Source organism: Teredinibacter haidensis (assembly GCF_014211975.1).
Classification (GTDB): domain Bacteria; phylum Pseudomonadota; class Gammaproteobacteria; order Pseudomonadales; family Cellvibrionaceae; genus Teredinibacter; species Teredinibacter haidensis.
Genome location: NZ_CP060084.1, coordinates 2,400,662 through 2,419,320, shown reverse-complemented (window position 1 = coordinate 2,419,320; position 18,659 = coordinate 2,400,662). Strand labels below are relative to the sequence as shown.

At 47.8% G+C, this 18,659-nt stretch carries 16 protein-coding genes and 1 tRNA gene; 10 read left to right on the top strand and 7 right to left on the bottom strand.

What is annotated here, in order from left to right; translation table 11 throughout:
- Positions 1-34 precede the first annotated feature (34 nt).
- From tsaB to H5715_RS09355, 7 genes are all read left to right on the top strand, one after another.
- Complete coding sequence (tsaB, locus tag H5715_RS09385; protein WP_075185576.1) at positions 35-757, top strand: tRNA (adenosine(37)-N6)-threonylcarbamoyltransferase complex dimerization subunit type 1 TsaB; 723 nt, start codon at positions 35-37, stop codon at positions 755-757.
- A gap of 25 nt (positions 758-782) precedes the next feature.
- Positions 783-1,580 (top strand): undecaprenyl-diphosphate phosphatase, encoded by a 798-nt coding sequence (locus H5715_RS09380; protein ID WP_075185575.1) that lies wholly within the window; start codon positions 783-785, stop codon positions 1,578-1,580.
- Positions 1,581-1,589: 9 nt separating this feature from the next.
- Positions 1,590-2,897: a M18 family aminopeptidase gene (locus H5715_RS09375; protein ID WP_075185574.1), complete on the top strand. Its 1,308-nt coding sequence runs from the start codon at positions 1,590-1,592 to the stop codon at positions 2,895-2,897.
- Positions 2,898-3,046: 149 nt separating this feature from the next.
- The gene (locus H5715_RS09370) at positions 3,047-4,087 is read left to right on the top strand and encodes a cyclic nucleotide-binding domain-containing protein (protein ID WP_075185573.1); all 1,041 of its coding nucleotides are present in this window, start codon (positions 3,047-3,049) and stop codon (positions 4,085-4,087) included.
- A 70-nt stretch (positions 4,088-4,157) separates the two neighbouring features.
- Positions 4,158-5,300, top strand: coding sequence for a tRNA-queuosine alpha-mannosyltransferase domain-containing protein (locus H5715_RS09365; RefSeq protein ID WP_075185572.1), 1,143 nt, complete (start codon positions 4,158-4,160; stop codon positions 5,298-5,300).
- 149 nt (positions 5,301-5,449) lie between these two features.
- Complete coding sequence (locus tag H5715_RS09360) at positions 5,450-6,454, top strand: tryptophan--tRNA ligase (protein WP_075185571.1); 1,005 nt, start codon at positions 5,450-5,452, stop codon at positions 6,452-6,454.
- A gap of 462 nt (positions 6,455-6,916) precedes the next feature.
- Positions 6,917-8,620, top strand: a complete 1,704-nt coding sequence (locus tag H5715_RS09355; RefSeq protein ID WP_075185570.1) for a SpoIIE family protein phosphatase — start codon at positions 6,917-6,919, stop codon at positions 8,618-8,620.
- 20 nt (positions 8,621-8,640) lie between these two features.
- Here the strand turns inward: H5715_RS09355 and bioA are convergent, their stop codons facing one another.
- Complete coding sequence (gene bioA / locus H5715_RS09350) at positions 8,641-9,927, bottom strand: adenosylmethionine--8-amino-7-oxononanoate transaminase (RefSeq protein ID WP_075185569.1); 1,287 nt, start codon at positions 9,925-9,927, stop codon at positions 8,641-8,643.
- A 53-nt stretch (positions 9,928-9,980) separates the two neighbouring features.
- The gene (locus H5715_RS09345) at positions 9,981-10,757 is read right to left on the bottom strand and encodes a hypothetical protein (RefSeq protein ID WP_075185568.1); all 777 of its coding nucleotides are present in this window, start codon (positions 10,755-10,757) and stop codon (positions 9,981-9,983) included.
- 276 nt (positions 10,758-11,033) lie between these two features.
- Here H5715_RS09345 and ttcA point away from each other — a divergent pair, with 276 nt between their 5' ends.
- On the top strand, positions 11,034-11,936 hold the full coding sequence (gene ttcA, locus H5715_RS09340) for a tRNA 2-thiocytidine(32) synthetase TtcA (RefSeq protein ID WP_075185567.1): 903 nt from the start codon (positions 11,034-11,036) through the stop codon (positions 11,934-11,936).
- Between the two features lie 244 nt (positions 11,937-12,180).
- Positions 12,181-14,622: a putative bifunctional diguanylate cyclase/phosphodiesterase gene (locus tag H5715_RS09335; RefSeq protein WP_075185566.1), complete on the top strand. Its 2,442-nt coding sequence runs from the start codon at positions 12,181-12,183 to the stop codon at positions 14,620-14,622.
- A gap of 16 nt (positions 14,623-14,638) precedes the next feature.
- On the opposite strand, the gene H5715_RS09330 is transcribed toward H5715_RS09335, so the two are convergent.
- The 5 genes from H5715_RS09330 to flgA all read right to left on the bottom strand — a co-directional run bounded on the left by H5715_RS09330 (position 14,639) and on the right by flgA (position 17,417).
- Positions 14,639-15,352: a 16S rRNA (uracil(1498)-N(3))-methyltransferase gene (locus H5715_RS09330; RefSeq protein ID WP_075185565.1), complete on the bottom strand. Its 714-nt coding sequence runs from the start codon at positions 15,350-15,352 to the stop codon at positions 14,639-14,641.
- 18 nt (positions 15,353-15,370) lie between these two features.
- Positions 15,371-15,447: transfer RNA gene (locus H5715_RS09325), tRNA-Arg, on the bottom strand.
- A 102-nt stretch (positions 15,448-15,549) separates the two neighbouring features.
- Positions 15,550-16,047, bottom strand: coding sequence for a flagella synthesis protein FlgN (locus tag H5715_RS09320; RefSeq protein WP_083608015.1), 498 nt, complete (start codon positions 16,045-16,047; stop codon positions 15,550-15,552).
- A 130-nt stretch (positions 16,048-16,177) separates the two neighbouring features.
- On the bottom strand, positions 16,178-16,498 hold the full coding sequence (gene flgM, locus H5715_RS09315; protein WP_075185564.1) for a flagellar biosynthesis anti-sigma factor FlgM: 321 nt from the start codon (positions 16,496-16,498) through the stop codon (positions 16,178-16,180).
- A 133-nt stretch (positions 16,499-16,631) separates the two neighbouring features.
- Positions 16,632-17,417, bottom strand: coding sequence for a flagellar basal body P-ring formation chaperone FlgA (gene flgA / locus H5715_RS09310; RefSeq protein ID WP_175574258.1), 786 nt, complete (start codon positions 17,415-17,417; stop codon positions 16,632-16,634).
- 268 nt (positions 17,418-17,685) lie between these two features.
- Between flgA and H5715_RS09305 the strand changes: the two genes are divergently transcribed.
- Entirely contained in the window at positions 17,686-18,633 is a 948-nt protein-coding gene (locus tag H5715_RS09305; protein ID WP_075185563.1) for a chemotaxis protein CheV, read from the top strand.
- Positions 18,634-18,659 lie beyond the last annotated feature (26 nt).

The following is an 18,659-nucleotide window of genomic DNA, read 5'->3' as shown; positions in this document are numbered from 1 at the left end:
CCCTTAATTACCTCTTAAGAAGTGACCATTAGTTATGCTTCGAATCCTCGCGTTAGATGCCTCCACTGAAGTTTGTTCTGTTGCCGTGAATAACGGGGAGCAAGTTATTAGCCGCTACTGTGACACCCCCAAATCCCACTCCAAAGAGCTATTACCTCTTATCGACGAAGTTTTAAGAGAGGCAGGCATAGCGCTGAACAACCTTGATGCTATTGCAGTGGCTCGCGGGCCGGGTTCGTTTACCGGTATTCGTATCGGTTTGGGCATTGTGCAGGGCCTATCCTATGGTGCAAACCTTCCGATTGTGGGTGTAAACACCCTTGAGGTTATGGTGCAGGGATATAGAGATCAATCTAGAGATGATGGCAGCGCTATTTATGTGCCGGCGTTGGATGCCCGAATGGGAGAAGTGTATTGGGCAGCCTATTTATCGCAGCAAGACAGTTTTTCAGAAAAAATTATTTCGCAGGTGAGCTCGCCAGAAGTTCTTCGAAAACAATTGGAGCAAGTAGGAAAGGCTCGGTCTGTTGTTGCAATTGGGCATGGTTGGACTGTAGAGGAGTTGAATGGCCTGGAGGTATCCGTACTTCAGCCCGAATTTAAACCTCATGCCAATGCTGTGCTAACCCTGGCAAATCAAATTATAAAAAAAGCGGGAAGTTTGGATCACTTTTCCATAGCCGCTATCGAGCCCATCTATTTACGTAATGAAGTAACGTGGCAAAAACGCCAGCGCATTCGCACATCGGATGTTTAACCAATAAAAAAATAGAGACAGCCATATGGATTTAGTTCAGGTCATCGTTTTGGCTTTGATTCAGGGAGTTACCGAGTTTCTGCCCATTTCCAGTTCGGCACATCTTATTTTGCCCAAAGAAATCCTTGGCTGGCCTGATCAGGGATTAGCTTTCGATGTTGCGGTCCATGTTGGTACATTGTTGGCGGTGGTTATGTATTTCCGCCGGGATATCTCTGCACTTATTCGGGGCTGGTTGCAATCGGTGGCAGGGAAAGGGTTGAGCGTTGATGGTCGAATTGCCTGGTATATTGCAGCAGCTACAATTCCTGCAGGTTTGGTCGGTTTGTTTTTGGGTGATTTTATTGAGGCTAACTTGCGCTCTACAGCCGTTATCGCCACAACTACCATTGTATTCGGTATTATCCTGGCAGTTGCAGACAGGCTCCCTTCTCGGATAAAAGAATTGGCTCAGTTAACGCTGGTTGCAGCGCTAATTATTGGATTAGCCCAGGCGCTAGCGCTTATTCCCGGGACTTCTCGATCTGGCATTACGATCACAGCAGCACTTTTCCTCGGCTTTAAATGTACAGATGCCGCTCGTTTTTCTTTCCTGCTGTCAATTCCAATTATCGTTCTTAGCGGCGGTTATAAAGGCTTGGAGTTGGCAATGGCGCCTGCTGGAGTGGATTGGTTTTCTATTATATTAGGTGTTGCGCTTTCGGGTATCAGTGCTTACCTTTGTATACATTACTTCTTAAGCTTTATTAATCGGCTGAGTATGATGCCGTTTGTGGTGTATCGCTTGTTGCTTGGCGCGTTGTTAATTGTGTTTATTCTATAGAGAAACTCTATGTCGTCCTCGAAAATTACCACTGGTTTATTGGATTTTATTGCGGCGTCGCCGACTCCGTTTCATGCCGCATTAAGTTTACGGAGTCTATTGGTTACGGCCGGTTTTACCGAGTTGGATGAACTTGAGCGTTGGGATTTAACCTTGGGCGGACGGTATTTTGTTGTTCGTGGTGGTAGTTCCATCTTGGCGTTTGTGAAGGGCCAAGGCGAACCGCAGGAAACGGGTATCCGCATTATTGGTGCTCATACCGATAGCCCTTGCCTTAAAGTCAAACCCGTACCTGAAATTAACGTGAAAGGATATTGGCAGCTAGGTATAGAAGTGTACGGTGGTGCTTTACTTAACCCCTGGTTTGATCGGGATCTATCCATCGCGGGTAAAGTATCCTATTTGACAAAAAGTGGTGGATTAAAAGCCGCGCTAATTGATTTTAAAAAGCCTGTGGCCTGCATTCCCAGTCTGGCGATTCACTTGGATAGAGAAGCTAATCAGAATCGTAGTGTTAACCCGCAAACTGATATGAATGCGGTCGTGTATCAGGCTGATGACAACGTTAGCTTCCGCTCACTATTACTGTCTATGCTGGAGGACGCGGATGCGGAGGAGGTACTCGATTATAATCTAAGTTTTTACGATACCCAGTCACCGGCCGTTATAGGATTAAAAGACGAATTCATTGCCAGTGCTCGATTGGATAACTTGCTTAGCTGCTATCTTGGACTTCAGGCGCTTATCAATGCTTCAGACGAGCACACTAGTGTATTGATCTGCAACGATCACGAAGAGGTGGGCAGCAATACGGATGTGGGTGCCCAGGGGCCTTTGTTGGATGAAGTTATTGACCGTCTGCTTCCGAGCGGTGAACAACGGCAAATGGCCTTGCGTCGATCACTTATGTTTTCGGTGGATAATGCTCACGGAGTACACCCCAATTACGTTAAAAAGCATGACGACAAACACGGTCCCCTGTTGAACTGTGGCCCGGTCGTCAAGTTTGACGCCAATCAAAGTTATGCTACTAGCAGTTCGACTTCGGCTTTGGTTCGTTGGTTGGCAAAAGCCACAGAAGATAGAGCCGAAATTCCGCTGCAAACCTATGTTACTCGCGCGGACATGCGCTGTGGCAGTACCATCGGGCCGCTGACTGCAGCGGGCGTTGGGGTTACAACGGTGGACATTGGCGTGCCCACTTTTGCTATGCATTCTGTTCGAGAGTTGGCCGGAGAGCGGGATTTGAGCTTGATGCAAGAATTGCTCGTGCGTTTTTTGAGTAGAGCGTCACTTCCCGTTGCGTCTAAACTGTGACTTCTGTTATGACTTTGTAGTTGAATGGCGCGTAAAGTGTTATATTTTATCTGTTAGGTTTGCGGTGCAGTTCCTCCAAATGGGTGATTCCAGACTCAGTTCCGCTCGGTCCTTTCGTGCAAAATGCGGACAAATAACGAGGGCACTAGATGTTAGATATACAAACTCTTAAAAATTTTATCCCCTTCAATGGATTGGAGGATGATTACCTAAAGGAAGCACTCGAAAAAATTGAGGTACAGGAATACGGAAAAGGCCAGATGCTGTTTAAACGCGGCCGTGCTGTGAGCAGTAAATTCTATTTATTGGACGGACAAGTAGATTTGATTAACAGCGCTTTTTACGTTTCTACCGTATTAGGACAATCCGCTACCGCCAACAATACGCTCAACCCCGATTCCCCCACACTTTGCTCTGCGGTCGCAAAATCACCGACGGTTCGGGTATTTAGTATCGATGCTGAATCGCTCGATCGGATAACGGCATGGAGCCAGTCGGCAGTTGCCGATAATTTCGACGATTTTGAATACTCTACAGGAGAATTTGAGGTCGAAGAATTGGGTGAAGAGGGAGGAGATTGGATGGCAGCACTGCTGCAGGCGCCGCTGTTTTCCAAAGTGCCGCTTACTCAGGTGCAGGAACTCTTTTTACGCTTTGAAGATGTTTCCCTGAAAAAGGGGGAAGCCGTTATTAAAGAAGGTGAACGCGGCGATTATTTTTACGTGTTAGTGTCCGGCAGTGCGCGTGTGCATAACCGATCGGATAGTGTCGATTTAGTGATTCATCCCGGGCAGTTTTTTGGTGAGGAATCATTGCTTGGGGATACGCCTCGTAATGCCTCTGTAGAAATGCTTTCCAGTGGGCGCTTAAAACGTTTAAATGCAGAAAACTTCAATGCCTTGTTAAAAGCACCGGTCGTGCGTTACGTGGAAGATCAGAGTTTGGAAAAACTCGATAAGCCCTATAAATTACTCGACGTAAAAATGCCCATGGAGTACCGCATTCACCATATGCCAGGGGCCATTAATATTCCATTGTCACGTCTGCGAAGTTCGCTCTCAGAACTGGGACGCACCAATATCTACATCGTGCCGGACGACGCTGGTAGCCGTGCGGATATTGCTGCACACCTCTTATGTCAGGCGGGATTCGATGCCTTAATCCTTAAAAACGCCTCTCAATCATCATAAAAAACAGCCTTATTGTTTAATACCCGCAAGTCTGAATAGAATTCACTCTTTCGGCTTGCGGCGCTCTCCTATGACGAATTTACTCCTTTCTGCTTATGATGCCGATAGTCACCGACGCTGGCGAGAGGGGGTGGTGGCGCATTGCGATCAGTGCGAGTGGACAAGTTTACAGCTGCCCGCTCGTTATTTTAACTGGCGTATCCGCGGTAATAGTTTAAGTTGGGCGTTAGGGGAAAGGGACACGTTAATACGCCCGTATCAGTTGATTTTGGCGACATCCATGGTTGATTTGAGCACTCTTAAAGGTTTAGTGCCGGAATTGAGTCGTACACCCAGCATCCTCTATTTTCACGAAAATCAATTCGCCTACCCCGTATCTGAGCATCAGCAATATGCGCTGGAACCGAGAATGGTCAACCTGTATTCCGCGTTGGCGGCGGATGCACTGGTGTTTAATACTGATTACAACCGCGAATCGTTTTTGCTGGGTGTCGATAAGCTTTTAAGTAAAATGCCCGATGCTGTACCCAAGGGGGTGACTGCATCGCTCAGTGTGAAATCTCAGGTGCTTGCAGTGCCATTGGAGCCAAATACCTTTAGAGTGAACCGGGCGGGGTACAAACCGCCATTGGAAATTGTTTGGAATCATCGTTGGGAGTATGACAAGGGGCCGCAGAAATTACTGGGTTGTTTACAGGCGTTGCCGCCGCAATTACAGTTGAAACTTCATATCATTGGCCAACAGTTTCGCCGGGAGCCTGAGGCATTTAGCGATATTCACCAGTTATTAACCGAACGCAATTGGCTGGGGCATTGGGGTTATCTGGACAATCCGTCCGACTACATGCAATTGCTGCAGCGTTGTCATTTGGTGCTGTCTACAGCGTTGCATGATTTTCAGGGATTATCCGTACTGGAAGCCGTGGCGGCCGGATGTATTCCCTTGGTGCCGGACCGATTGGCCTACCGAGAGCTGTTTCCTCCATCTTTTCGTTATACGTCACACTTTGAAAATAACCAGCCTCAAACGCATGGGGCGGTGGAATCTGAGAGTGCTGCCTGTGCGGCCAAGATTATCGAATATTATGAGCGTCTAGCATCGGATGCCGAATTACCTGCCCCCCCAAATTTACAGGCGTTAAGCTGGTCGCAGCTGCAGGCTCGGTACAGCGCACTGTTTGCCGAGTTTTCAAGGCCTAGCGGCGGCCTGTAATTTGTGGCAGCTCAATACAAACTGGTTTTTGGATATGGACATGCGGGGATGTGCGATTGCGGGTGGCCCCCTCGCGTGTGCATGGTATATTAGCGCCCGGTCGATTTTGATGACCTTTTCATGCACTACTAATAACGATTGGATCAACTATGTCTGTTAAACGCGTTCTTACCGGCATTACAACCAGCGGTACCCCTCATCTGGGCAATTATGTGGGCGCTATTCGCCCGGCCATTCAGGCCAGTCAGGCTGGGGACACAGAGCCCTTTTATTTTCTTGCCGACCTGCACGCGATTATTAAGTGCCATCAGCCTGAGCTGATCCGTCAGTCGGCCAAAGAAGTGGCTGCTACCTGGCTTGCGTTGGGGTTGGATACAGAGAAAGCCGTATTTTACCGACAGTCCGACGTCCCTGAAATTACGGAGTTAAGTTGGATTCTGAGCTGTATGGCAGCAAAGGGTTTGATGAATCGCGCGCACGCCTATAAAGCGGCTGTGGCGAACAATACGGAAGAAGGCGCGGATCCGGATTTTGGCATCACCATGGGTCTCTATAGTTACCCGGTATTAATGGCTGCGGATATTTTAATGTTCAACGCGAATCGTGTTCCTGTCGGTAAGGATCAAATACAGCATGTGGAAATGGCCCGCGATATTGCCGGTCGTTTTAATCATCGTTTTGGAGAAGTGTTTGCGTTGCCCGAAGCCGTTGTCGATGATTCCGTGGCTGTGTTACAGGGCTTGGATGGACGCAAAATGAGTAAAAGCTACAATAACACCATCCCGCTGTTCTTAACGGAAAAGCAGTTACGTAAGCATATCAACAAAATTAAAACCAATTTACTTGAGCCTGGCGAACCCAAAGACCCCGATACCTCGACCGTTTTTCAGGTGTGGCAGGCATTTGCCAATGAAGAGCAAACAGCGTTGATGCGAAAGCAGTTTGAAGAAGGCATTGCTTGGGGTGAAGCCAAGAAACAGTTGTTTGAATTGGTCAACACCGAAATCGGTGGGGCACGTGAACGCTATAACGAATTGTTGGAAGATACCTCCAGCATTGAAAAAGTTTTACAGCAGGGTGCTGAAAAAGCGCGCGATGTTAGCGCTCCAATGCTGACCAAGGTGCGCAACGCTATCGGTATTGGCGCTATGTGATCCCCCTTTCCCTCCTGGCGACACAGTCATCAGGTGCGGCTGTTTGTCAGTAAGTTCATTAAATACCCTGTGCTCGCAAAATTCCTCGCTGGCATATCGGGTATGCAGCGTCTAGTCTTAAACATGTTGTTGTAATTCAATACGCTTTAGATCGCCAGCGAGGGATGCCGCTGGGAAGTCCTGTGTCAAATCCGGCACCTTAATCGCTGTTACTGTATCTTGCCATAATCGTAGCGAATTCTTCCGTTTCTGCCTGGGGGTAGTGGTTATTGGCGTGATATTCGGCCATCCAAGTCTCCATGGGGGAGGACGTTATCGCTCTGTGTAAGGTCTGGAATAGAAATCAAAACACTACCGCAAGGCAAAGATGAAAGTTGTTAATATCTCGTTTGTATACAAACCAGATAATGATGAACACACGCCACAAACAACCTATCAATCTATTATCGCAATAGTGTCTAAATGAAAATTTTAATCGTCGATGATCATGCCTACAACCGGGATCTCCTTACGTTTATTTTGAATGATGAAGGGCATGAGTGCGTTGAAGTTGAAAATGGAAAAGAAGCCTGTGAGATCTATCGAAAGGATCAATCTATTGAGTTGATTTTGATGGATATTAATATGCCGGTAATGGACGGTGTGGAGGCGACAAAAATTATTAAGGCTGAAAGCGGTGATCGTTTCGTACCTGTTATTTTTGTTACCGCACTTGATGATAGTGATGTTATCGCCAGTTGTTTGGGTGCCGGTGGAGATGATTTTGTTCCAAAACCCGTAAATGAAAATGTATTGTTGGCAAAAATTTATGCCCATGATCGTGTGCGAGGTTTGTATTCCCGTTTGCAGCAGGCAAATAAATCACTGTTGTACCACCAGCGGTTAATGAAGCGGGAACACACGATTGTTGAGCATATTTTTGCGCGTGGAAATCAGCGCAGTAAAACCCGTTGTGACAATATTGTTACCTATACATCGCCCGCCTCTATGTTTGATGGTGATATGGTATTGAGTGCCGCTTCCCCAAGTGGTGGAGTGTATTTGATTGTCGGCGATTTTACCGGTCACGGCTTGGCGGCGGCAATAGGTTCGCTTCCCGTTACCGAAGTATTTAATAATCTGGTTGCGAAGCAAGTCAGTGTTTCGAAAATAGCTGTCCAGTTGAATGAACGCTTGTTTGAACTTCTTCCCACCAATATGTTTTGCTGTGCCACCATTATGCACTTGGATTCTACCGGTGTAGAAGTGACCTTCTGGTCGGGCGGGATGAATGATCTGCTTGTTTTTCGCCGGGGCTCAGGTGAGCTGGAAAAAATTGAAGCGACCCATATGCCATTAGGTATCTTATCGGTGGCCGATTTTGATGATGGCTTTCAAAAACTCAAAATAAAGGGGGGTGATAAAATTTACGTCTATACCGATGGCGTGAATGAGGCGGTAAACGTTTCAGGAGAAGCGTTTGGCCTGGGGCGTTTGGAGGAGATTATTCTCGCCGGTGGGGACCGTGTTGTTGAAAATGTCACTCGGGCGGTTAGTCAGTTTAATGAAGGGGGAGAGCAATCCGATGATATGTCCATGGCCGAAATTACGGGAGGCAAGGTTGTCCATCGCTCACAGAAAACTGGAGAGGTAATTGATGTTGGAGCGCGGTATCTCAACGCAGACTCTTTACCCTGGAGTTTTTCTCTACGGATCGAAGGAAAAGACTTGGGTGACGCGAGTATTGTGAGCCAGATAATAGCGTTTGTTTCCGGGGTTCGAGGTATTGAGCCGCATCTGGATAGGATTTCTACCATTATCAGCGAGCTGTATAGTAATAGCCTTGAGCGCGGGGTGTTGCGCCTGGGGGCAGCGCTAAAAAATTCTGACGAAGACATTGAAGCCTATTCGCGAGAGCGTGAGCAACGATTGCAATCGCTTGATGGTGAGTTTATCGATATTGAAATACGCTACCTGCGCGAAACACTCAATAAACTACAGTTAAAAATTACGGACAGTGGCGATGGATTTGATTGCGAAAAAGCTAATCGTGAAGGTGAAACTGGCGGTAATAGGCTTTCCCAGGGTATACCTTTATTGCGTAGCCTGTGTTCTTCTTTAACCTACACTAACAAAGGCAGAACAGCTATCGCCGTTTACGACCTTGATTGCTCCTGCAACCCGTGAGGGCAGGAGCAACAACCTTTCTAATGATGGCTAAGCACCTGAAAAATCGCGTCGGTCAAGGTTGTTAGTTGCTCTGTCGTTATGCAGTAGGGAGGCATAACATAGACCCGCGTGCCGAAAGGTCTTACCCACACACCTTGTTGCACAAATGCCGGTGTAATCCTGGCCATATCCACCGGTTCTTTCATTTCAACAACACCAATGGCGCCTAAACAGCGGACATCTGCAACGGATTGTAATTCGGAGCAGGGCGCTAGGCCGCCGCGCAAGCCTTTTTCAATATCACGAATTTTTTCTTGCCAGGGGCTCTTCAGTAACAGCTCGATACTCTTGTTTGCCACTGCGCAGGCCAGCGGGTTTGCCATAAATGTTGGGCCATGCATAAAACAACCGGCTTCGCCCGCACAGATGGTTTCGGCTACTGCGTTTGTACAAAGTGTTGCTGCCAGCGTGAGGTAACCGCCGGTTAAGGCTTTACCGAGGCAAAGTATATCTGGTGATATGTCGGCAAATTCACAGGCGAAGAGTTTTCCTGCGCGGCCAAAACCGGTGGCAATTTCGTCGGCAATCAAGAGAACATCGAAATGCGCACATAGTTGTTTTACTCTGCGCAGGTATTCCGGCGAGTAGAAACGCATTCCACCGGCACCCTGCACGATGGGCTCTAGAATTACAGCCGCCAACTGTTGGTGGTGTTGCTCAAGTTGCTGCTGGATATCCTGGATATATCGATCATCCCAGGGTTGATCAAATTTACAACCTGGAGCCTCACTAAATAACTGTTCGGCGAGCACGCCATTAAAAAGTTGATGCATACCGGTTTCGGGGTCGCAGACAGACATCGCGCCAAACGTATCACCGTGGTATCCGCTTCTAAGGCTGAGGATTTTATGTTTCTGTGGAAGTCCCTTGGCGTGCCAGTATTGAACGGCCATCTTTAACGCCACTTCTACGGCTACCGAGCCGGAATCGCAAAAGAAAACCTGTTCCAAATCGCGTGGTGAAATCTCGACAAGTGTTTGCGCCAATTGCGCTGCCGGTTCGTGGGTAAGACCACCGAACATAACATGAGCGGTGCTTTCCAGTTGCCTGTGAATGGCCTGATTTAGTTCGGGGTGATTGTAGCCGTGGATCATACTCCACCAGGAGGCCATACCATCAATGAGTTCCCGCCCATCTTTCAAGCGGATACTAACGCCGGAACAGGACTCCACCGCGTAGAGTTCCTGAGTGGAATTGATGGAAGAGTAAGGATGCCAAATATGGTTTTTATCAATCTCTAGAATTTGCTCTTGGCTGAGTGACATAGATTACCTGTCGCCTGTAAGTCTTTTGCCGTGCATTGTAACGACATAGAGCGCTAGGCTACAGCAAATTTATGCTGATCGTTGGAGCTTGAAAAACTCCCAAAGCTGTGAGGCGATGCTATCGCATCGATAAAGGTTTCCAGTTGGGCCTGTTGCTCATCGTTAGGCAAATTAAACTGCAGACGAAGCTGGGTATGGCAGCAGGGGGTACGTAAGAATCGGCACTGTTTGACCGACGCCTCGAGTGACAGTTGGAATTGCTGATTAAAACAAAATAACCCGCGAATGACTTTTTTAGGGTTCAGAGCGTTTTTAATATCTTTACCGTAAATTTCGAGTAGAGCGCCTTTTCGGCTGAGGTTGGAAATGAAGGCTGTTTGTATCGGTTGAAGGTCCAATTGCAGCTCTACTTTTGGTCCCTGACGGGCATCAAAATACACACGGGTGTTCCATCGTCGGTTATGGCTCAGCTCGGTTGATAAGACCTTTACGGTGAGCAATTCACTGCCCCGATAACCGTCAGTTTCCACCAAGCTTACCTGCAGATTAAAGAAGCCGTGAGTGCATGGGATCTGTAGCCACAAAGGGTTGCGGCTTTGTAGGTGCTTTGTCGGCCGTGGGTAGAGACCGTCTAGAAGAATAAGAGAGTTTTTTAGGTCAAAGCCGTGAATAAAACTTTGCGAGGTATCGCCGCTGGTTGGGTTATAAACCGTGACAAAGTGGTGATTTAGCCCGTATTCAACCAGTATGTCGGCTTCCCATAGTTTCCAGTCGCTTTTGGTTTCATCGTGTTGAGGGCGGTGTGGATGAAGTGCTAGGGTGCGGGCCATGGTACGTCTTGCTTCCTTCGAGTAAGCGGGGCGTTTGCTGTTGTATAGGGACACTGCAAGGCCTATGCCGGTAGAAGGGCATTAGCCGTGTTTTTTATTGCTTACCTGTAGTCCTCTTGCTTTGCATCGAATATGAAGGTTTTCTTCGTCGACTACGGTCTGGTTTTGTCCCAGAAATTGCGGCAATGGCTTGCCTTGTAGGGCAATAATTCCCTGTTCAGGGCAAAAACCGTACAATAGTGGGCTTTCTATCTACAAGACCTTGGGAGTTGTTGTTTGGATCAGCCGGCGCGAAAAAATCGAATAGAATTCAACAAGTTACAGAAACGCCTTCGCCGAAACGCGGGAAAGGCTATTGCTGATTACAATATGATCGAAGCGGGCGACAAGGTGATGGTGTGCTTGTCAGGGGGGAAGGACTCTTTCGGTATGCTTGAAATACTGATGGGGCTGCAGCGAACCGCACCCATCGATTTCGAGCTTGTTGCTGTGAACCTCGACCAAAAGCAGCCGGGTTTCCCCGAACATGTGTTGCCACAGTATTTGGATTCGCTAGGTATTCCCTATCATATTATTGAGAAAGACACCTACAGTGTTGTGAAATCGGTGATTCCCGAGGGGAAAACTACCTGCGGTCTATGTTCGCGCTTACGTCGAGGTACGCTCTATGGCTTTGCCGAGGAGATTGGTGCAACAAAAATCGCGTTGGGACATCATCGTGACGATATTGTTGAAACACTCTTTCTGAATCTGTTTTACGGTGGCGGGTTAAAGGCTATGCCGCCAAAATTGCTGGCGGATGACAAGCGCAATATCATTATTCGTCCAATGGCCTATTGTACAGAACCTGATCTGGAAGCCTTCGCCGAGGCGAAGCAGTTTCCCATTATTCCCTGTAACCTATGCGGTTCGCAGGAGAATTTACAGCGTCAGGTTATAAAACAGATGCTTACGGATTGGGATAAACAATACCCGGGACGAGTGGAAACGATTTTTTCTGCTATTCAGCGTGTATCACCATCACAACTGGCAGACAATAAGATATTCAATTTTCGTGACTTAATGCTGGATCGAAGTGGTGAAAGTGCTCATTCTGCCGCAAGTAGTAGCGATAATTCCGAGAAGGAACTACCCTTAGCTCCGGCCGTTCAATTTATCGATGCGCTGTCTTTGGGTTAGCAGTGATACGTGTCAACGCTTAGCCTACCCGGTTGGAGTACACACGGAAAGATGGAGATTTAGCCGCCACAGATAATAATTAGTAGCTAAACTAAAAGAATAACAAACGTTGCAGTGCAAAAGAGTTTTCTGCTGCAGCTCCAGTGAAGTGGGGCGCGATCAGGAGGCTGAGCAAGGTACGAGGAATATAGAATATCCACGTGGCGCTGTAATACTGTCTTTACTGAAGTGAAATGGGTTAATAGTGCAAGGATTTTTCCACGGCATATCATTCCGACTGGCTAAATTAGGGGTCATTATCGCCTTACTGATTGGCACTTTGATGAGTGCCGTTCAGATTTATTTTGATTTCAGCGCCAAATCAACAGCCGTAAACAACCAGATTGTTAGCATTACGGATATGTCTACGCCTCCTGCTGCGAGGGCGATTCATACGCTGGATAATATGCTCGCCAACGAGGTGGCGGAAGGCATAATGGTCAACGATTTTATCGTGGCCGTTACCATCGAGGATGAACTGGGTAACGTGATAGCCGAATCCAAACGGATTCCTCGCGAAAGTAATACGACTTGGCTTACGCACCAGATTACCGAACACTTGACGTCGTACAGCTCTCCTCTTTATATCCCCGGCCATGGAGACGATGGAGAGCACGGGCAGATCAAGTTTGAAGTGGATATGGACGCGGCGTTTAGCTCGTTTTATACCCAGTCAGCAGTCGTCATTATTATTGGGCTTATTCGCAGCTTTATGCTGGTCTCCATTCTTTTCGTTGCATTCCACTATCTACTGACCAAGCCACTTATTAGTATTGCTACGCAAATTAAGCGCATCAACCCCGGAAGCCCTGGTGAACAGCGCCTCTCGCTCTCTGGCCACAGTAGAGATGACGAGCTAAAGCAGCTCGTTAACAGCGGTAACCAACTACTGGATGCGGTTGATCTCGCTCTGGCGAAAAGGCGCGCAGTGGAGGTTGTGTTACGAAAAAGTGAAGAGCATGTGCGTCAGATTATCGACAGCCTGCCTGTGTGGGTGGGTGCTCGTAACCGGGAAGGTCATTACATCTTTGCCAATAAGGCCCTGGCTGATTTTCTGCAAACCTCGCCCGAGGCGATGCGCGGATCTCATATTAGCGATTTTGCTGACTTTTTTTATACCGACCCCATAGAAGTGACAATGCTCGATACGGAGGTGATTAAATCTAGAATCAGCGCACAAATATGGGAAGAAAAATGGGTCGGCGCCGAGGGGGAAGAGCACAGCATGCATACGCATGTGATGCCGATGGAGTTTTATGATGAAGTGGTTGCTCTGGTCGTTTCTTCTGACATTACCGAATTGAAAATGGCTCAGGCGCAAATGGAGCATATGGCTTACCACGACGCGCTTACCGACCTGCCCAACCGCAGTTACCTGGTCGAACGCCTGGAAGAGGAAGTTCGTAAGTCCGCGCGTAATAAAATCTATGGTGCTCTGCTGTTTATCGATCTTGACCAATTTAAATATATTAATGATTCCCTTGGTCACCCCGCTGGAGATGGAGTGTTAAAACATGTGTCCCAGCGCTTAATGGCTATCGCAACAGAGGACGATGTTGTGGTGCGCTTGGGGGGAGATGAATTCGTTGTTGTGCTAACAAACCTCGGGCGCGACCTTGCCTCGGCATTGCTTCAAGCTGAAGAAAGCGGCGAGCGTATTCGTGCGCATGTATCAGAGCCACATTTTTATAACGATCTCGAACTCCACGTAACCTGTAGCGTGGGGATAGTGATATACCCGGAAGAAGACGCCGGTGTACACGAGTTACTGCGCTACGCCGATACAGCCATGTACCAAGTCAAAGAGCAGGGGCGGGATGCCATTCAGTTCTTCAATAAGTATATGGCAGATAAAGCGCGCAATGTTTTGGTAATGGAAGGTGATTTACACCGCGCTTTGGAGATGGACGCCTTTCACCTGCACTTCCAGCCGCGGGTAAATGTGGTTACCGGTGCGATTGTGGGAGCTGAAGCCTTATTGCGCTGGGATCACCCGGAACGGGGGATGATTTCACCGGGAGAATTTATACCCATTCTGGAGACCTCTGGCTTAATTGTACAAGTGGGCATGTGGGTTATAGAACGCTCTCTAAAGCAAGTAAAAGAATGGCAGCATATGGGGCTGTGGAGCAAAACTATGCGCTTAGGGGTCAATATAAGCCCCCGTCAATTCCGTTCTACGCAATTTGTGGACGACGTAAAACATTTGCTGGAGCAGGAAGATTTTTCTGCTGAGATGCTGGAAATGGAAATTACCGAAGGGATTGTTATTCACAACCTGGAAGAGACCATTAGCACCATGTCGACGCTTCAGTCGCGCGGCATTAATTTTGCCTTGGACGATTTTGGTACTGGTTACTCATCCATCAGCTATTTGAAAAAATTACCGGTCGCCATTTTAAAGATAGATCAAAGTTTTGTGCGGGATATTTCGGAAGATCGAAACGATCGCATATTGGTCGAAACTATCAGCGCAATGGGTAACTTGTTGGGGCTGGATGTTGTTGCCGAGGGGGTGGAAACACGAGAGCAGCTGGATCTTATTCGTGAATATGGTTGTCGCTACTATCAGGGTTATTTAGCCAGCCGGCCGATAAATCCCAACCAGTTTGAGTTGCTTTTAGAAAAGCGATTTATCCAAATATAGGGTGAAAAATAGCGGCTTAATGGTATATTTTCGCCAGTAATGCCGTTACTGCAGTTTCTACTTTCAGTATGCGGGCCCCGATTTGAATAGGGGTAAAGCCTTCCTTAATAAAATAGGTCACTTCTTTTTCGGTAAAACCACCTTCCGGGCCAATCGTCAGAATTGCGCTGTCTGAAGAGCTTAAGCGCGGGCAGGGGGTATAGGGGCCAGGGTGGGCGATCAACTTGTGATTTTCAGAAGGAAATGTTGGCAGGATATCTTCTACAAAAGGTCGAAATCGCTGGAATTTTTCTACCAGGGGCAATTGTGTGGCGACCCCTTGTTCCAGCCCCAAAATCAAATGTTCGCGAATAGCGTCATCGGTAATCGACGGCGATTGCCAAAAACTTTTTTCAACTTTCGATGTTTGAATCAAACACAACTTCTCTACGCCCATGCAAGCAACCGTTTGCATGATGCGTTTAATCATTTGTGGGCGTGGTAGTGCGAGGATTAACGTAAGGGGGAGCGGTGGTGGTGGTGGTGTGCTCAGCTGGAGAATATCAACCGTGGCCTTCTCGTCCAAACTGGTCAATTGTGCTGTACCCATATCGCCGTTAAGTAGACCTACGCGCAGTTTATCACCTAGCTCAGATTTCAAAATATTCGTTACATGTGCCCGTTGTAGTGGTGTTAGCACTACCCGTGACTCTGACTGAAATTGTTCCGGTCTTAACAGTAATAAATTCATGTAGGCGAGTTTTTTAAATGGCCCTCCCTTCAGGATTTGAACCTGAGGCCTTCCCCTTAGGAGGGGGACGCTCTATCCAGCTGAGCTAAGGGAGGGGGGGATACCGAATCCAGGCGCGCCGTATGATACTGCAAACTGGATTGCAGTCAAACCAGGCTTGACAGTTTATTAACGAAGTAAGGGTTTTTCGGGGCGTATTAGGCTTCGCCCACTTTGTGTGAGATATGGTTGCTGGTGGATTTTCCTGCGGCGGAGTAGAGGTTTGGGGTCGCCGTTTGACCACGAACGATATCTAAAAGGCGACCAAAGGTTTTTTGGTTTCGGGAGAGGATTTTTCCGTTAACTTCATTGGCGTCTTTACAGGCTAGCTGCAGTTCTTTCAGCCGGCTCCAGGCTTTGCTTAATTGAGGGATGTTTGCGCTGTCGAGCATCTCCTGCCAGGCGGTTCGCATTGCGTTTTCATCCGCCGGGTTGAGCTGTAGATGTTCCCTTGCCCAGAGCGTGCGCGCTTGCGCGCTGGCTTCGAGCGCGGATAACTGCACGGCCTTTTGCTCGATTATGGTGTCCAGCTTTTCCATATCCCGAGCACCTAATGCTTCACGTTCCTGTTCCAACAAGCTTAACAACTGCTCGCAGGCGGCAATATCCTGTTGCAGTTGTTGGATAAGTTCGGGGGGAGAAATTTGCATTGTCATCTGTGCTCTCCAGCAAGGGCTGGTTAATGGGTTCCGCTTTTTTGAAGTCTAGTCTAAAAAAAGAGTGTCAAAAAAACGCCTACACAGACGTAATGCAATAATTATGCCAGAAAATGGCAGGGAAGTGGAGCTAGAGCAGGTTATCCTGCTCAATCATTTTGCTGGCGATAGCATCTGGGTCAATGTTGTAGCTACCGTTTTGTAACGCAGTGCGTATTTCAGCGACTTTCGCCGAATCAACCTCAGGGATGTTGGCTGCCTGAGCTTCCAGTTTTGCCAGTGCCTGGCCTGCCGTGCTCAGGGAAACACTATCAGATGTTGAATGTGCACCAGTGTTCGTAGCTTCAGGTTTGTTTGAAGCTGGCGCCACCGCTCCGCCCTGGCGTGCTTTGCCAGTGCCAACCGATGACAAGTTGTTTGTATTAAAGCCGTTTCCGGGTTCGATAACCATGGGATTTACCCGCCAATATCTCTATCTAATTAACGAGGCGTCAGAGCCTCTCAAACACTGTGTCGGCCACCACTACAAAAGCTTTAGGCCTATATGCAAAGAATTTCCACTAAGTTTAGAGGCTTCTTCGTTTCTACCAGCTATTGACCTGCACCTCGCCGGGGGCCATCACCAGTCCATCCACAATGCGTTTGGATCGGTCATTACGAACGCGTATCTGTTCTCCCTTGTGGCCGCTACTAAGGGCGGTGCCTTCCGTTTCAACGCTCAGCACGGAAGATTTCACCCTCAATACAACCGTATCTCCCTTGCGGACAAGATCCGGCTGTTTCACCAAGTTTAGTTTAATCACTTCCGACGCGCGTATAGGACGTTTTAATTCCAAACCTATTAGCCGTTGCTTATTTTCAACATGACCACCGGTTAGCTTAGCGGTGTTTATCCGCTTTGTACCCAGATCGCTTGAAGCAATGAGGCTACCTTTTGCGAGACTGTGGGCAGCAATTACCACATCGCGATAGGTCCCGATAGTGGCGGGAACGTAGATTGTCCAGCGAACGCTCGTTCGACAACTGGTTTTAACCGTTACGTTGGCACTGCTGTGGGGAAGCTCGTTAATGTCAAAATGGATGCTCCCATCGCACTTTATTAATCGTAAACGTCGATCTAACTGCCCCGTTTGGATAGTCAGCGTATCGTCCAGCACAAGGTTGGGATAGCGTTGCTGAAAATGGGTTTCCAGCTCGTGCTGTACCTGCGAGCGTATTGCCTCGATAGATTCGTATTCCATGGCGGCCCATACAGACGTGGCAGCCAATAAGGTAAACGTGGCGATTAACACCTGCACCCCCCATCTATGCGCTGCGAACGGTTCGGTTTTTCGACAGGCTCTAGTATCGGATTGTGGTATCAAGATCATAAAAACTCCGTCCTCAAAGGATTTCTGGCCTATGCTGTATGAAAACATTACTCGCATTTTCTGCCAAAAAAACGGCGTGTGATTGTGATTGTACTAGGCTTATAGCAAGGCTTGTGCCGATAGTGAAAATTCGACGAAGAAGTGGCGTTTGGTCGAGAAGTTGTCGAATTTATTTTCTGGTTAAGCCTGTGGTTGTAAGATGCCAGAAAACTGACGCCTTATAGGGTGGTCGTATCAATTCGTACCTATAAATAGAAGAGGACCCAAAATGGCTGGGGTTTTAGATAGTGTTAATCAGCGTACACAGCTAGTAGGGCAGAATCGCCTGGAATTACTACTGTTTAGTCTTGGGGGGCAGCAACTTTACGGAATCAATGTCTTTAAGGTAAAGGAAGTCTTGCAGTGCCCCCCTCTCAGTGAAATTCCAAGGCGGAATCCGGTAATTCGTGGTGTAGCTCATATTCGTGGTGGCACCATTCCTATTATGGATTTGCGTCAGGCAACGGGGCACGCCCCTTTGGGCGATCTCGAAAACTGCTTTGTCATTATCACAGAGTACAATCGTTCTACGCAGGGATTTTTGGTCAGTGGTGTTGAACGCATTGTGAATATGAACTGGGGAGATATTCATCCTCCACCCCGAGGTGCGGGTAAGGATAATTACCTGACTGCGGTGACAGAAGTAGAAGGTAGGCTTGTCGAAATTATTGATGTTGAAAAAATTCTGGCTGAAGTTTCACCGTTGCCCGCTGATGTGAGTGCGGACGTTATTGAAAGTGCACAACGGGATACGATTGTGTGCAAGCATGTGTTGATTGTGGATGATTCCACTATCGCTAGAAAACAGATCCAGAAAGTGATGGAGTCGCTCGGCTGTAAAACGACTCTGAAAAAAGATGGGCGGGATGCTCTGAATTTCCTTAATGAACTGATTGAGGATGGAAAAGATCCGTGTCACGAGCTGTTGTTGGTTATTTCCGATATCGAAATGCCGGAGATGGATGGATATACCTTCACGGCTGAGGTAAGGGGCGATGAGAGGTTGAAGAAGTTGCATATTATCTTGCACACTTCCCTTAGTGGCGTGTTTAACGAGGCTATGGTGAAAAAAGTGGGCGCAGATGATTTTCTTGCCAAGTTTCACCCCGATGATCTGGCAAACCGAGTAAATGATAGAATCGACCAACTGACAGGGGACGGAGAGCATGTTGAATAACACTCTTTCCGTACCGAGAGTAAGAT